Source organism: Alkalibacterium subtropicum, from assembly GCF_900112455.1.
Lineage (GTDB): Bacteria > Bacillota > Bacilli > Lactobacillales > Carnobacteriaceae_A > Alkalibacterium > Alkalibacterium subtropicum.
Genome location: NZ_FOLT01000004.1, coordinates 188,789 through 203,975, shown reverse-complemented (window position 1 = coordinate 203,975; position 15,187 = coordinate 188,789). Strand labels below are relative to the sequence as shown.

Annotated in this window: 13 protein-coding genes; all 13 read left to right on the top strand. The window is 40.8% G+C overall.

What is annotated here, in order from left to right:
• The first annotated feature begins 14 nt into the window (after positions 1 to 14).
• The 13 genes from BM049_RS06060 to rbsD all read left to right on the top strand — a co-directional run bounded on the left by BM049_RS06060 (position 15) and on the right by rbsD (position 15,186).
• A complete protein-coding gene (locus BM049_RS06060) occupies positions 15 to 902 on the top strand; it encodes an ROK family protein (protein ID WP_091529500.1) in 888 nt (295 codons plus the stop codon).
• Between the two features lie 16 nt (positions 903 to 918).
• Entirely contained in the window at positions 919 to 1,566 is a 648-nt protein-coding gene (locus BM049_RS06055) for an SGNH/GDSL hydrolase family protein (RefSeq protein WP_091529499.1), read from the top strand.
• A 627-nt stretch (positions 1,567 to 2,193) separates the two neighbouring features.
• Positions 2,194 to 3,549, top strand: coding sequence for an ABC transporter substrate-binding protein (locus BM049_RS06050; protein ID WP_091529497.1), 1,356 nt, complete (start codon positions 2,194 to 2,196; stop codon positions 3,547 to 3,549).
• 90 nt (positions 3,550 to 3,639) lie between these two features.
• Positions 3,640 to 4,605, top strand: a complete 966-nt coding sequence (locus BM049_RS06045) for a carbohydrate ABC transporter permease (protein WP_091529495.1) — start codon at positions 3,640 to 3,642, stop codon at positions 4,603 to 4,605.
• Between the two features lie 3 nt (positions 4,606 to 4,608).
• Positions 4,609 to 5,457: a carbohydrate ABC transporter permease gene (locus BM049_RS06040; protein WP_245751875.1), complete on the top strand. Its 849-nt coding sequence runs from the start codon at positions 4,609 to 4,611 to the stop codon at positions 5,455 to 5,457.
• A 370-nt stretch (positions 5,458 to 5,827) separates the two neighbouring features.
• Positions 5,828 to 6,598: a MurR/RpiR family transcriptional regulator gene (locus BM049_RS06035; RefSeq protein ID WP_091529494.1), complete on the top strand. Its 771-nt coding sequence runs from the start codon at positions 5,828 to 5,830 to the stop codon at positions 6,596 to 6,598.
• A 217-nt stretch (positions 6,599 to 6,815) separates the two neighbouring features.
• Complete coding sequence (locus BM049_RS06030) at positions 6,816 to 8,405, top strand: PTS transporter subunit EIIC (RefSeq protein ID WP_091529492.1); 1,590 nt, start codon at positions 6,816 to 6,818, stop codon at positions 8,403 to 8,405.
• Between the two features lie 29 nt (positions 8,406 to 8,434).
• On the top strand, positions 8,435 to 9,760 hold the full coding sequence (locus BM049_RS06025; protein ID WP_091529491.1) for a 6-phospho-alpha-glucosidase: 1,326 nt from the start codon (positions 8,435 to 8,437) through the stop codon (positions 9,758 to 9,760).
• A 96-nt stretch (positions 9,761 to 9,856) separates the two neighbouring features.
• A complete protein-coding gene (gene gnd, locus BM049_RS06020; protein WP_091529489.1) occupies positions 9,857 to 10,759 on the top strand; it encodes a phosphogluconate dehydrogenase (NAD(+)-dependent, decarboxylating) in 903 nt (300 codons plus the stop codon).
• Positions 10,760 to 10,768: 9 nt separating this feature from the next.
• Complete coding sequence (locus BM049_RS06015) at positions 10,769 to 12,250, top strand: gluconokinase (RefSeq protein WP_091529488.1); 1,482 nt, start codon at positions 10,769 to 10,771, stop codon at positions 12,248 to 12,250.
• Between the two features lie 670 nt (positions 12,251 to 12,920).
• Positions 12,921 to 13,910: a LacI family DNA-binding transcriptional regulator gene (locus BM049_RS06010; protein ID WP_091529486.1), complete on the top strand. Its 990-nt coding sequence runs from the start codon at positions 12,921 to 12,923 to the stop codon at positions 13,908 to 13,910.
• Positions 13,911 to 14,816 (top strand): ribokinase, encoded by a 906-nt coding sequence (rbsK, locus tag BM049_RS06005; RefSeq protein ID WP_091529484.1) that lies wholly within the window; start codon positions 13,911 to 13,913, stop codon positions 14,814 to 14,816.
• Positions 14,791 to 15,186 (top strand): D-ribose pyranase, encoded by a 396-nt coding sequence (gene rbsD, locus BM049_RS06000; protein WP_091529483.1) that lies wholly within the window; start codon positions 14,791 to 14,793, stop codon positions 15,184 to 15,186. The genes rbsK and rbsD overlap by 26 nt, the downstream gene beginning before the upstream one ends.
• The last annotated feature ends 1 nt before the right edge of the window (position 15,187 follow it).

The following is a 15,187-nucleotide window of genomic DNA, read 5'->3' as shown; positions in this document are numbered from 1 at the left end:
CAGGAGGCAGAGATATGGCGATTTTAGTTTTTGATATTGGAGGATCCTCAGTCAAATATGGCGTTTGGAATAAGGATCAATTAATGGATAAGGGCAAGTTCACGACGCCTGAGACATGGGATGAGATGAAAGAGCAGCTTGCAGCTGTCAAGGAAAAAGCTGCCCGGCATTATTCTCTGGAAGGCGTCGCTTTGTCTGCTCCAGGTGCTGTGAATCAGGAAACAAAGCAGATCGAAGGTATCAGCGCAGTGAAGTACCTTCACTTTTTCCCCATTTATGATGAGCTGGAAGACTTGTTCGCTCTTCCTGTAGCTATTGAAAATGATGCGAACAGTGCCGCTCTGGCTGAAGTATGGAAAGGCTCTGCTAGAGAAAACGATACGGTTTTGTTTGTCGTGATCGGCACAGGCATCGGCGGAGCTGTCATCGTCAATAAAAAAGTCCACCACGGTCCACATCTGTTTGGCGGTGAGTTCGGGTATATGGTCTTGAATGAGGGCAAAACATTCAGTGAACTGGGAACGGCAGTGAAAATGGCCCGACGTTATGCCGAGCGGAAAGGGTTGGCTTATGAAGCGATCGACGGTAAACAAGTCTTTGAGTTGGCTGAAAAAGGGGATCCGGTAGCTATCGAAGAAGTGGATACTTTTTATTCATTTCTGATTATGGGACTATACAACCTCGCTTATTCCTTCGATCCAGAAAAGATCATAATCGGTGGTGGAGTCTCAAGTATGAATGGACTCATCGAACGCTTGAATCAAGAGTTCGATCGGTTTCTTAAACAGATCAACCATCATACTTTCCGTCCGGATCTGGAAGTATGCACGTTCAGAAATGACGCGAATCTCATTGGTGCTGTGTATAATTTCATACAGAAAAATAAGGACACAGATGACTGATTAAGGAGAATTTAAGATGAAAATAATGAATGATGATACCTTGTTGTTTATCGGAGACAGCATAACGGATGCCGGACGTATTAAAAGTGAGCCGGCAGATTTAGGTCGGGGTTTCCCGCTGCTCGTTTCTGCTTATCTTCAGGCAAACATGCCGGAAAAGAGACTCACTCTTTTAAATAGAGGGGTCGACGGAGACACATTGAGTGACGTTAAAAGCAGATGGGAAGAAGATTGTCTTGATATCAATCCGGATATCGTGACCTTGCTCATAGGTATTAACGATACTTGGAGAAATCAGGATAATAATCAGCTGGTGACAGACGAAGAGCTGGAGGCGTTTGAGTCGGATTACAGGTTTTTACTGAAATCTCTTCATCAGCGTACAGATGCCCGCGTCATTTTGATGGAACCTTTCGTGCTGCCTTATCCGAAAGACCGCATGAACTGGCGAAGAGATCTGGATCTGCGTATTCAGATCGTGAGGAAAATGGCTAAGGAATATCAGACAGAACTGATCCCTCTGGATGGCTTGCTGAATGCTCAGGGAATAAAAAACGGATTCAGTTACTATACGGGTGAAGATGGGGTTCATCCAACGGTTGCCGGACAGGGTTATATTGCCAAAGTCTGGATCGATGCAGTGATCGATAAAAAAGCCTTGTAAAGTTGTATATAATATGCTAATATTACTTTTATGCGATGAGTCGAATGTTTCCACCGTTTGTGGAAACTTCATGCACGATACAGATGTTAGATCATCACGACAGGAAGTCGGTATCGGAGAATTCACGCTGTGAACGTGAACCTCGCCTATTTTATAGGTTGCGATTATGCGGACAGGCCAAACTGTCCGTATTTTTTTTGCCTAAAAATATGTTTGTTTAAAAATAGAAAGTAAAAAAAGAGAGATCTTTCTCTCTTTTTTTATTTGCACTCCTTCAAAATGTGTGCTGAATCGAACCTATTGTAATCTTTAGTAATTTATTAGCCGTATAGCGTAAAAAAAGAAAAAAATGTTGAGAAAGTGCTTGCATTTCGTTAGTCATAAAGGTATTATATACCTGTAAGCGATATTAGTTTGTAAGACTAACAAACTAATATATTTTTTATCCGTTATGTAAACGCTTTTATCTAGCGCTCTTTCTAACTGATAATTAGATATAGTCTTGGTTTAACTTATATTGAAATAAACAAACTAGAAAGAGCAAAACATTTAAAGGAGGAACATTATCGAGAAAAATAGGGGATCAGGATCTGATTAGTCACTAAATTAAAATTTGGAGGGATATTCATGTTAAATAAAAAATGGTTTTTAGGTTTGGCAACAATGTCAGCGCTGACACTGGCAGCGTGCGGAAACGGTGGTGCAGCTGATGAAGGGACAGTAGACGAAGGGACGACGGATGAAGAAGTCGTTGAAACTGAGGATGGCGAGGAGTTTGAAGCGCCTACGACCGGCGGAGAAGGCGTCCTGGACGTCTGGACCTTTACTGACGAAGCATCAACGATGATCAATGATTATTACCTGGAAGAATTTCCTGATTTAGGTTATGAAATCAACATTTCAGAAATTCCAACAGAAGAATTTGAAACCCAGTTGGACCCTGTTTTTGGTACAGATAGTGCCCCTGATGTCATCTTTGCAGAGCAGGCCTTTGTTAAAAAATATGTTGAGTCAGGTATGCTTGTAGACTTAGGTCAATATGATGATCTCGTTAATGGTGCAGAAGCTACCTACGAGTACGTCAAAGAAATCGGCACACAGGAAGATACCACGTTCGTAATGAACTCATGGCAGACGACACCCGGGGCATTCTTCTATCGCCAGGATCTGGCAAGTGAATATTTGGGAATCGAATCACCGGAAGATATGCAGGCGGCGATCAATGACTGGGATGGATTCTTAGAAACTGCCCGTGAACTAAAAGAAGCCAGTGACGGTTCCGTTTATATGGTATCCAGTCGTGGGGACTTAAATCACCCTTACTACATGTCCCGTGAACAAGGATGGGTCGTAGATGGTGAACTGGTCATTGACGAACAGTTATATGAGCTTCTCGATACGGCTAAAACCATGGTAGACGAAGGTCTGATGATGGATGCAGATCCACAGGGCGAAGAATATTTCGCAGCGATGAATGGTGATGAAGTGTTGGGATACAGCCTGCCAACATGGGGCATGCACTTCTGGCTGAAACCAAATGCTGATGAAACAGCTGGAAACTGGAGAATGGTCACAGGACCAACGTCATACTTCCGAGGCGGCACATGGATCGGGATTACCCAAACTTCTGACATGCAGGATGAAGCGGCAGACTTGATTCAATGGCTGACAACAAGTGAAGACTTTATGACAACATGGGCCGAAGATACCGGAGACGTTGTTTCGAATGAAAATGTAGTAGAATCAGTTCGCGGGGATTACGAAGAAGAGTTCCTGGGTGGACAAAACCACTATGATGCATTTGCTGATGCTATTCCAGCGATCGACGGCTCGATCATTACGGAATATGACCAAACGATTTCCGGAGCTTTCGATGACTTGGCATTGACACCTTACTCTAAGGGTGAAATAACTCAAGAAGAAGCGATCGAAGCGTTCAAACTGGAAGTTCAAAACCTCTATCCTAACCTGCAGGTGGATTAAGAATAGTAAAGTGTAGCACAAAGAAAGTGCAGTTGAACGCGGACGACGAGCGTTCTCTGCACTTTCTCCACTACATGGAAAGGAGATATTATGGCAACATCAACAGAAACGACGACTGAAAAAGACGTAGCAGAAAAAAGACCGAGAAACTTGGCTAAAAGAAAAAATACGGATAAATGGGGCTATTTTTTTGTCGCACCCTTCTTTGTGTTCTTCCTGATTTTCAACTTTTACCCAATGTTTTATACTATCTACTTATCCTTTACGGATTTGGCAGGGTGGGCTACGGAGGCTAATTTTGTTGGTCTGCAAAACTATACAACGCTTTTAAACAACCAGCTGTATAGAAATTCTGTAGTCAACACATTTATTTTATGGGTCATTAACTTTGTGCCTCAAATTATTTTAGCCTTTTTACTGGCATACTGGTTTACTAATAGACGCTTGAACTTAAAAGGAACGGGCTTTTTCAAGAGTATGTTTTATTTACCAAATATAATCACTGCGGCATCCGTGGCGCTGATCTTCCGTTCCTTATTCAGTTATCCGAGAGGACCGCTGAATCTGATCATGCTTGATTGGGGATTGATCAGTACACCGGTCGATTTCTACCGCAGTGTATTTTCGACACGCCTGATCGTTTCATTTATTCAGTTCTGGATGTGGTATGGACAGACGAGTATCGTTCTTCAGGCGGGAATACTCGGTATTGATGACAGCTTGTTTGATGCGGCTCGTGTTGACGGAGCAACGGACTGGCAGTCCTTCACAAAAATCACTATGCCCTTAATGAAACCTATCACCTTATATGTACTGGTCACTTCACTGATCGGTGGACTCCAAATATTTGATATTCCGTATCTTTTAACTGGAGGCGGACCAGCTCAGTCGGTAGAAACAATGATGATTTTCATTTACAAACAAGCTTTCCAAGGTGGGAGAAATCTGAACATCGCTTCGACAGCTTCAGTCTTCCTGCTGATCATGACAGCTGTAATAAGTTTATTTATCTTCAATAGTTTTAGAGAACGATCCACTAAGAAAGGAGCGAGATAAGTCATGTACGATACAGATAATATGAAAAAACTTAAAATGCAGCGTATTTTGCTGTACGTATTCTTTGCGATACTGACATTGTTAAGTATGATACCTTTCTGGATCGTTATTGTGAACGCAACACGATCCGCTCCTGAAATCCAGCAGGGATTGTCTCTGATCCCTAGTGATTCGGCATGGGCGAACTGGACGCACTTGAGAGATCAGGGATTCAATATCTTCCAGGGATACGGGAACTCCTTCTTTATCGCTGCGAGTGCAACGATTTTGAGTTTGTATTTCTCCTCGCTGACTGCCTATGCGTTTATTGCCTATGATTTCAAAGGCCAGAAGTTTATCTGGACGATCATACTCCTGTTGATCATGATCCCAACTCAGGTAAGTATTATAGGGTTTTATAAATTCATGGCTAACCTGGATCTGCTGAACAACTATATCCCGCTGATTTTACCGTCAGTCGCCAGTGCACCCACTGTTTTCTTTATGAAACAATATCTGGAAACGATTTATCACCCTGCACTCGTGGACTCTGCACGGATCGACGGCGCCAGCGAACTGAGGATATTCCATACCGTGATTTTACCATTGATGCGTCCGGCCCTAGCAACGATGGCCATATTCGGTTTTATTGCATCATGGAACAACTTCTTGCTGCCATTGATACTGATCAATGAACGTTCGATGTATACACTCCCGATGCTGGTACAGCTTCTGACGACTGACGGCTACAGAACAGAGTATGGAGCGATGTATATGGGAATCGCCCTTTCAGTTGCACCATTGCTCTTGATCTATACCTTCCTGTCACGTTATATTATCGGCGGAGTTACAGCAGGAAGTATCAAACAGTAACCTATCATTAGAATAATATGATCAAAGATGAAAGAGGTTGGGACTAAAAGTCTCAGCCTTTTTTGTCTGTTAACTGTTGGTTAATCAGTGGTTGTTCATAAATTCTTCATAGAGTGATTCCAAGAAGTGCTGTTTAATGGCTGACTAATAAGGTAGTGTCAATTAATACCGGCATTATTGCTATGAATCTTTGCTCTCTTCTGACGTAAAAATGAAATAATCATTCTGTATCCACAGAACATATTAATTAAATTATTTAAAATGATGATTGATACTAGATACCTTACTTAGAGTATAATAGAAATAAGACTTTTATTATTATAGATTTTCGATATACTTGTTGTGAGATAAAAATAAGGAGAAGATAAATGTGGTTGATATAACTAAAATAGTTCAAGGAAAAGCACTTTCAGAGTTGGATGAGCAATTACTTCAATACATATTGGAGAACATGGACTGTGTTCTTCAAAAAGGTGTACGACAAATCGCGAAAGAGAATTTTACATCACCTGCAAGTGTTATTCGATTATCAAAAAAATTAGGTTATACTGGCTTTATTGATTTGTATTATCATCTGTTACCACTGGTTAATACCGAAGAGGAAACTGAGGATAATGATGAAAAGGGTTTTTTCGAACTCGAGCGTTCATTAGTTTTTCAACATAATTCATCTGATAAGATAGATAGATTTGTGAAAAAAGTACTCTGCTTAGAGGGAAAAGTTATTTTTATCTATGCCGCGGGATTTTCTGCGATTACAGCTGAGTATTTATATAAAAAATTACTATTACTTGGAAAACAGGTTATTATAGCTACTTCTTTGGATTCAGTGGGGGTGTTAGAGAACAATTTAAAGAACATAGGAGTTTTTGTAGCTGTTTCTAAATCCGGCGAAACACAAGGTGTCCTGGATAAAATGCATACAGCTAAAAATGCCGGTATTTATACCGTTTCCTTTACAAAAGAAACGTCAAATCGGATAGCTAAATGCAGTGATCTGAATTTTAAGGTTACCGATCAACATAAGTTAGACGACAGAAACTTGCTTCCTAACACTTTCTTTCCATTTACTTTATTACTCATTGAGTACTTGCTCAGTGTTTATTTAAAAGAATTAAATGAATTGACTAATGAGAATTAATAACAAAAAAGCAGCATTTATTTTAAAAATACAAATAGCTTTGTTCACTTGAGTCACTAAGAAGTATTTGTGATTTAGGGTAAATGACATTACAACGGTTTATCATGAAACGTGTTTCGTCTTGGCGAAACACGTTTTTTCACATCATGAAAGCCTTTTAATTGAAACGGTTTCTCGATACACTAAGTTCAACATAAAAATATTGGAGGGAAAAAGTATGAAAGAAAGAGTTATGGATACAATGCAGAAATTTTCAAAAGCGATGTTTATACCTGTGTTAATATTACCAATTGCTGGTATTTTAATTGCGATCGGTAATTTATTTACGAATGTACGGTTACTCGAAGTCGTTCCTTTTTTAGATAATCCAATCACTACAGGATTTGGAACGATTTTATCAGGATCACTTGTTTCGATACTAGTCAATCTTGGATTGGTCTTTGCGGTGGGGCTGGCAGTTGGTTTGGCCAACAAGAAGAAGTCAGAAGCTGGCTTCATTGCTTTACTTGGTTATTTAGTCTTTATCAATGCGATGAATGGCTATATGGGTATCCAGGGTATGTTGATAGAAGGTAGCCTGCAAGGTACTGGACAAACGATGGTATTAGGTGTGCAGATACTGGATATGGGCGTATTTCTGGGTATTTTCTTAGGGATTGCAACGGCGATCGTTCATAATCGCTTTGCAGACACAGAATTTAATAATGCTTTCCAAATTTATGGAGGAACACGCTTTGTATTTATCGTGCTGATTCCGGTTGTTGTACTGTTGGCTATTTTATTTACAACTGTTTGGCCTTATTTCCAAGCTGGTATCAGAAGTTTGGGATTAGTGATAAATCAAAGTGGGAACTTCGGGCTCTTCTTGTATGGTGCTCTTGAACGTCTACTCATTCCAACTGGGTTGCATCACTTAGTTTATACCCCATTCTTGTACAGTGAATTAGGTGGTATAGCTGAAGTAGGGGGAGAAATATTTGAAGGCGCACGTAATATTTATTTTGCCGAAATAGCCAACCCAGACGGGGGTTTGCTCGCACCAAGCGTGATTTGGGATGCCCGTGGTATTTCAAAAATGTTTGGTTTGATCGGTGCATGTTTAGCTATGTACCATAAAGCTAAACCTGAGAATAAAGCGAAAGCAAAAGCTATTCTGATTCCGGCGGCTGTAACATCTTTTCTTGCCGGTGTAACAGAACCAATCGAATTCGCTTTTATGTTTGTGGCACCTTTATTATTCGTTGTACATGCCGGTTTAAGTGGATTAAGTATGGTCGTGTTGAACTTACTTAATGTCCGGGCTATCGGACCGAACGGGTTTATGGACTTCCTGCTGTATAATGTTCCTCTTGGGGTCGATCGCACAGGATGGCCGATGTATATTGCTGTAGGCTTATTGTTCTTTGCTATTTACTATTTCCTCTTCAGCTTCCTGATCAAAGTTTTCAATTATAAAACAATCGGTCGAGAAGATGCAGAAGGTGAAACACGCCTATATTCTAAAAAAGATTATAAAGAGAAAAAAGCTAAAGGCAATGAATCTGTAGACGACTTAGGATTGGCCCACACGATTATTAGTGCGTTAGGCGGAGATAAGAACATAGAAACAGTCACTAACTGCTATTCACGTTTACGCTTGACTTTACTCAATCCGGATATTATCGATGAGGGTACATTAAAGAATGAAACAGGCGCAAGTGGAATCATGAAAAAAGGGAACAATGTACAAGTAGTGTATGGTCTGCAAGTAAATAAAATTCGAAAAGCCGTCGATACAGTACTGAATCGTAAACCTGTAGAAGAATAAAAGAATCAAAAATAGTGAGGATGATATGTATGAAAAAGTTTTCAGTAGTTATTGCAGGTGGTGGCAGCACATTTACACCTGGAATCGTTATGATGATGTTGGATAACATGGACCGGTTTCCTATGCGAGAGTTGGTACTGTATGACAACGATGAAGAACGACAAGCACAATTAGGGGAAGCGCTAGAAATTTTACTTAAAGAGCAGGCTCCAGATTTAAAATTTTCATATACCACAAATCCAAAAGTTGCCTTTACCAATAAAGATTTTTGTATGGCTCATATACGTGTAGGGAAATATGAGATGCGTGAAAAAGATGAAAAAGTTCCATTACGTCACGGTGTTGTCGGCCAAGAAACCTGTGGACCCGGAGGGATAGCATATGGCATGCGTAGCATTACAGGAATGTTAGAAATAATTGATTATATGGAAAAGTACTCACCTAATTGCTGGATGTTAAACTATTCAAATCCGGCCGCAATCGTGGCGGAAGCGTGTCGTGTTCTAAGACCTGATTCAAAGGTATTGAACATTTGTGATATGCCAGTAGGCACATTACGTAGAATGTCTCAAATCATTGAAAAAGATCCTGCAGATTTAGAAGTACGTTATTTTGGCTTAAACCATTTCGGCTGGTGGACCAGTATCAAAGATAAAGAAGGCCATGAGTATATCGATCAGATTCGTGATTATGTAGCCGAAAATGGATACTTGACGAAAGTAGAAGTGGATACTCAGCACATGGATCAGAGCTGGCAGGAAACACATAAAAAAGCGAAAGATTTATTAGCTGTCAATCCGAGTTACTTACCAAATACCTATTTAAAATATTATTTGTATCCTGATTATGAAGTGGCTCATTCGAATGTAGAATATACGCGGGCTAACGAAGTAATGAATGGCCGGGAAAAAGAAGTGTTCACTGCAGCGCGAAATATTATAGAAAAAGGAACAGCCGTAGATGGTGGCTTTCACATAGATAGTCACGCATCATTTATAGTTGATCTAGCTCGTGCGATTGCCTTCAATACCCACGAAAGAATGTTGATGATCGTAGAAAATAATGGAGCGATTGCTAATTTTCCAGATGATGCAATGGTAGAAGTGCCGTGTATCGTCGGCAATGATGGGCCAGAACCCTTAGCTCAAGGGAAAATACCTCCGTTCGAGCAGGCTATGATGTTCCAGCAAGTAACAGTAGAAAAACTTGTTGTTGAAGCATACATTGAAGGCAGTTACCAAAAATTGTGGCAGGCGCTCACCTTATCTAAAACTGTTCCGAGTGCCAAAGTTGCAAAAGATGTCTTAGATGACTTGATAGAAGTCAATCGCGAATACTGGCCTGAATTACGTTGATACTTATCTGATGGGAAATGAATGCTGAATGTGATAAATAGCGAAGGGCCGGATAAACTCCGGCCCTTTACTCATGAAAATAGGGAGGAAAAGAAGATGGAATTAGGAGTAATTGGTTTAGGTAAGATGGGATTAAATTTAGCAGAAAACATGGTGGAACAAGGACACCGCGTATTGGGGATGGATGCTGATTTGGCTTTGAGTGAGGAAGCGAAAGCGAGAGGGATTCAATTTTCACAATCGATTCCTGACCTGTTATCACGGTTCACTGATCGAAAAATAATTTGGATGATGTTACCGGCTGGGGAGATAACAGAATCTGTATTTCAAAAAGTTAAAGCACAATTACGCGCCGGAGACTACATTATAGATGGCGGGAATGCTCACTTTGAGGACTCGAAACGTCGCGGTATGGAATGTGAAGAAAATAATATTCACTTTTTTGATGTTGGAACATCCGGTGGTGTTTCAGGGGCTAGAAATGGTGCATGTATGATGATTGGTGGAAACGAAAAGGCATTCACAGAAATAGAAGAAGTCTTTACTTCTATAAATGTTGAAGATGGTTATTTGTATGCTGGGGCAAGTGGTAGTGGACATTATTTAAAAATGGTCCACAATGGTGTGGAATATGGCATGATGCAAGCGATCGGCGAAGGTTTTAACGTTTTGAAACATGCAGAGTATGATTTTGAGATGGGAAAAGTAGCGAAGGTATGGAATAATGGATCAGTTATTAGAAGCTGGTTGATGGAATTGGCTTTTGACTTTTTGAGTGATAATGGTCGTTTGGATGATATCGAAGGTGTCGTTCAATCATCTGGAGAAGGTCAATGGACAGTTCAAGAAGCATTAAAAATGCAGGTGCCGGTTCCTGTTATTGCTCAATCATTGATGAGTAGATATTCTTCAACGGATGAGGAAAAATATGGGGAAAAAATAGTAGCTTCTCTCCGAAATGGTTTTGGAGGGCATGCAATTATTAAGAAGGAGGATTAAGAAGCTGTTATGGAGTATAGAATCGGAATAGATATAGGGACAACGAGTACTAAAGGGGTTTTATACAATAAGCAGTTAGCTGTTGTAGAAGCAGCAGTAGAATCTTATCCCACTTTGCGTGCTGTAGAAGGGATGGCAGAGCAGGACCCAGAACATATCGTTGGCGCCGTGATATCTGTTATTCAGCAGTTGCTTCAGAACAACGAGGATATTAGAAAACAAGTCAAGTCGGTATCTTTTTCAAGTGCCATGCACAGTACTTTACTTCTTTCATCTGAAGGTAAACCTTTGGGCCCCGTTTATACTTGGGCAGATAACCGTTCGAATGATGTGCTGGAAACAATAAGACATGAGGGCGATCTACATTGGGTATATGAACGAACAGGTACCCCTATTCATTCGATGTCACCTTTTAGTAAACTGTTATGGTTGAAAAAGATTAGCCCGGAACTGTTGTTAGAAGCTGAGCACATCGTTGGTATCAAAGAATATGTTATGTTTCTTTTTACAGGCGAATGGAAAATTGATTACTCTATAGCTTCAGCAACTGGGCTATTTAATTTACAGACTTTAGATTGGGATAGAGATATTCTTGAGTTTATCGGTTTAGATCGAGAGTCATTTTCAGCCCCTGTTGACACCAACTATGTCTATACTCAAAGCCTTGAAGGAATGTATGACAAGGCTGGCCTTTCTCTTGACACGGTCCTAGTCATAGGAGCGAGCGACGGGTGCCTGGCTAATTTAGGATTAAATGCTGTAGGACTCAATGAAGTGGCGATGACTATCGGAACGAGCGGAGCATTAAGAATGGTAACTGATCAGATCATTCTAGATCCAAAAGGACGTCTCTTTTGCTATTATTTATCTAAAAACAGATGGGTGGTCGGAGGGGCTGTCAATAATGGCGGCAATGCGTTCCAGTGGCTGGCAGATGTTCTTTCGTTGAACTATGAGCAGTTGAATAAACTGGCTGAGGAGGTTGACCCTGGATCAGACGGTCTAATGTTTTATCCATACTTAAATGGGGAACGTGCTCCTCTTTGGGATGGATCAGTAAAGGCACAGTTTATTGGGATTGATGCAATTCACTCAAAGGGACATTTTGTAAGAGCTTTGATGGAGGGCGTTCTGTATAATTTAGCTGAGGTTTTAGAAATTCTGGAAAAATCTAGCGAGAAGTCTCGCTGTATTAAAGTAACAGGAGGCTATTTGCGTTCATCTTTGTGGAAGCAGATGACCGCAGATATTTTTAATAAACAAATTATACTTTCTAAACAATTTGAAAGCTCATGTCTAGGTGCCGTGCTGATAGGGGAACTGGATAATGAAAGTCAGTTGAGAAGTGACAGCGCTGAAGAAAGCATAATAGAGCCAGATGCTGATAGAGTTCAAATGTACGGTGAATTGTTTGAACTTTATCAGAAGTTGTCAGTACCACTAAAGGAGATGCAGCGGATAAGACAAGGATATCTGATTAATAATCAATAAAATATGACGAAAAATTCCTGCTGTGAAAAGCAGGATTTTTATCATCTTCAGATGGACGAAACTGGCGCGCCAGTTTCAGCCTTACAAGGGGGATGAGCGGAACATACGCGATTTCGAACGCGTATGGGCATTATGAAGAGCAGGTTTACGGATTTTCTAGGCGGGTTCGGTTCATTCGGATATGATTAGTACACATAGAAGCCGAACATTTGAAGGTTCGGTGTATTCGATAAAAGAATTAGGCTGAACAAACTGAAGATGTTACGTGTTCGGCTTATTCGTAATAAGCATGCGTGTGAACAGACTGAACAACTGTATCTTAGACGTATAGGAGGCCTCCTATACGTCTGAATAGGCTGAACCTTTCTTAAATTCAGCGTATACAACGAGATATACTGTTTGAATAAACCGAAGTTCCTATAGTTCGGCTCATTCGGGACCTTGGATCTTTGTGAGCACGCTGAAAATAACTAAATACATGATTTTTTAGGGATATATAATGGAAAGTTCAACTATATTAGCGGTCAATAATTGAGTCATAAGATTTATTTAAAAAAACGCTTGCAATTTATAATAGATATGCTATTATAAAATGTGTAATCGGTTACAGACGTAAAAAAGTCAGGTGACCGAATGAGAGTAATCATGAGTGACGAAGTGGGTGAAAAGAATGGTAACGATCAAAGAAGTCGCAAAACATGCGGGAGTCTCCGTGGCGACAGTTTCCCGGGCATTGAATAAAAACGGATACGTAAGTGACGAAGCCCGAAAAAAAGTGGAAGCGGCAATCAGGGAATTAGAATACTATCCTAATGAAGTTGCGCGGTCACTCTTTCAGAAAACATCCAAGATGATCGGGCTGTTGTTACCAGATATCTCTAACCCGTATTTTCCGCTCCTGATGAAAGGGATCGAAGAAAGTGCACGTGAAAACGGCTATAGTGTTATCCTGGGAAATGTAGAAGAAGGCAGTGAGCTGGGAGAGGATTATATGACGCTTTTTGCGCAGCAGAATGTGGCGGGAGTGCTGTCAGCCGTAGAAGGGACTTTAAGTCATGGATCTTCAATGCCGATCGTCATGCTGGACCGTGTTTTAGAAGAAGATGATTTTGCTGTTTATACGAATGATGTTAAAGGCGGTAAACTAGCTGCCCAGGCAGTTTTAGATAGAGATCCAGGCAATGTTCTGATTATTGCCGGTCCTAAGTCGGTTCCCGGGGCGATCGATCGTCTTATCGGGATACTGTCGGTATTGAACCCTTCAGATGTCACTTATCAAATCTATGAAACCACTTCTTATACAATAGAAGAGGCCGAAGAAACAGCCAGAAATATTTTCATAAAATATAAAAAAATAGACAGTGTGATAGCGAGTAATGATCTGTTTGCCCTGGCAGTAATGAAGGAAGCCCAGCAAAAGGGGTTACGTATCCCCGATGACATTCAAGTGATCGGCTATGATGATATACCTTTCAGTCAACTGATTTACCCGGGGTTGACCACGATTTCTCAGCCGGCTTTCAAACTGGGGTATCAAGCTGCAGATCTGCTTGTCAGCCGAATCAGAAAAAATAAAATAGAAGAAAAACGAATCAAACTGGATCCAAAACTAGTGATCCGGGATTCTCTAAGAGAAAAGATGGAAAGTGAGGATGGTTGAATGGTCAAATTAACAGTAGTGGGCAGTATATCTACCGATTTCATTATAGAAACAGATAAAAGACCGAAAACAGGAGAGACAGTTGAAGGTAAGAACTTTTCAACAGCTTTTGGCGGCAAAGGAGCGAACCAGGCTGTGGCTGCAGCACGGTTAAAAGCGGATGTCTATATGATAGGGACAGTAGGGAATGACACATTTGCCGATGAACTATTAACTAATTTGGAAGGCAACTCTATTTTTATCGACGGTGTGGAACGGGTTACACATCTGCCCTCCGGATCTGCCTTTATAACGATCCAGGATGGGGATAATGCGATCATTTATATTCCCGGTGCAAATAATGCACTGACACCAAAACGAATTGTTTCGAGTCAGGAAGAACTGAAAAAAAGTGATTTAGTCATCGTCCAGAATGAAGTACCTGTCGAAGCGATCGAAGCACTGGTGAGGGTGTGTGATGAACTTGATACACCTGTATTGTATAATCCCGCACCGGCAAGGAAACTAAGTAAAGAAGCAATCGAAAAAGTACGCTTCATTACACCGAACGAAACGGAGTTCTCCGTATTGTTCCCTGGAGAAAAAATGGAAGAGGTATTAGCGCACTATCCAAATAAACTGCTAGTGACTGCCGGCTCTGAAGGAGTATACTATCACGACGGCAGAGAAGTCAAACTGGTTCCGGCAAATAAAGTTACACCAGTTGATACGACAGGGGCCGGAGATACATTCAATGGGGCGTTCGCGGTCGCCTGGTCAAATGGGCTCACTATCGAAGACAGTATTCGCTTTGGTAATTTAGCCGCATCACTATCGATTCAGAAAATGGGTGCCCAGTCAGGCATCCCTACATTGGAAGAGATGAAAGGAAGCACATTGTATGAAAAAGAATGGCATATTGAATAGCGAAATTAGTAAGGTGTTAGCTGATTTAGGTCATACCGACCAGATAATGATCGGGGATTGCGGTTTACCCATTCCTCAAGGAGTGAAAAAAATCGATCTGGCCCTTGAACTGGGAGAACCTAAATTTATTGATGTATTGACTGTCATACTAAAAGAGATGGAAGTAGAAAAATACCTCTTAGCTGATGAAGTAAAAGAGTACAATGCAGAACAGCTGAAAAAAATAAAGGAACATATGGGAGAGACAGAGACGAAATGGCTCTCGCATGAAGAATTGAAGCAGCAGTCTCATAAAGTAAAAGCCATAATCAGAACGGGTGAAGCAACACCTTACTCAAACATCATTTTACAGTCCGGTGTCATTTTTTAGG

Bases quoted from the DNA above. Each gene is read 5' to 3' on its own strand.
- BM049_RS06060 (WP_091529500.1), top strand. From the start codon at position 15: ATGGCGATTTTAGTTTTTGATATTGGAGGATCCTCAGTCAAATATGGC.
- BM049_RS06055 (WP_091529499.1), top strand. From the start codon at position 919: ATGAAAATAATGAATGATGATACCTTGTTGTTTATCGGAGACAGCATA.
- BM049_RS06050 (WP_091529497.1), top strand. From the start codon at position 2,194: ATGTTAAATAAAAAATGGTTTTTAGGTTTGGCAACAATGTCAGCGCTG.
- BM049_RS06045 (WP_091529495.1), top strand. From the start codon at position 3,640: ATGGCAACATCAACAGAAACGACGACTGAAAAAGACGTAGCAGAAAAA.
- BM049_RS06040 (WP_245751875.1), top strand. From the start codon at position 4,609: ATGTACGATACAGATAATATGAAAAAACTTAAAATGCAGCGTATTTTG.
- BM049_RS06030 (WP_091529492.1), top strand. From the start codon at position 6,816: ATGAAAGAAAGAGTTATGGATACAATGCAGAAATTTTCAAAAGCGATG.
- BM049_RS06025 (WP_091529491.1), top strand. From the start codon at position 8,435: ATGAAAAAGTTTTCAGTAGTTATTGCAGGTGGTGGCAGCACATTTACA.
- gnd (WP_091529489.1), top strand. From the start codon at position 9,857: ATGGAATTAGGAGTAATTGGTTTAGGTAAGATGGGATTAAATTTAGCA.
- BM049_RS06015 (WP_091529488.1), top strand. From the start codon at position 10,769: ATGGAGTATAGAATCGGAATAGATATAGGGACAACGAGTACTAAAGGG.
- BM049_RS06010 (WP_091529486.1), top strand. From the start codon at position 12,921: ATGGTAACGATCAAAGAAGTCGCAAAACATGCGGGAGTCTCCGTGGCG.
- rbsK (WP_091529484.1), top strand. From the start codon at position 13,911: ATGGTCAAATTAACAGTAGTGGGCAGTATATCTACCGATTTCATTATA.
- rbsD (WP_091529483.1), top strand. From the start codon at position 14,791: ATGAAAAAGAATGGCATATTGAATAGCGAAATTAGTAAGGTGTTAGCT.